The organism is Priestia sp. SIMBA_032 (assembly GCF_046535215.1).
GTDB lineage: Bacteria > Bacillota > Bacilli > Bacillales > Bacillaceae_H > Priestia > Priestia aryabhattai.
On the sequence record NZ_JAWRXD010000947.1, the window covers coordinates 1 to 261 of the forward strand.

At 67.0% G+C, this 261-nt stretch carries 1 protein-coding gene; it reads right to left on the reverse strand.

The window, feature by feature from the left end; translation table 11 throughout:
* Nucleotides 1-261 (reverse strand): carbon-nitrogen hydrolase family protein (locus SB717_RS37135; RefSeq protein WP_410908104.1); only part of this gene is annotated, 261 nt, incomplete at both ends.

The window sequence follows — 261 nt, forward strand, 5'->3', positions numbered from 1 at the left end:
GGGTCGACGAGGAGGCTCTGCCCGAGACCGTTCGGTGCCGCGGCGTTGACGCTCGCGACGAAGACCTGGTTCACGATGGCGTTCGCCTTGGCGATGGTGATCTCCTGCGCGCGGTCGGAGGTCGGCGTCTGCACCAGGTTCAGGATGAGCTCCGCGCCCATCCAGGCCAAGTGGCGGCTGGACTCCGGGAACCAGGCGTCGTAGCAGATCGAGAGGCCGATGCGGCCGAAGCCGGCCATGTCGAAGACGACGAACTCATCG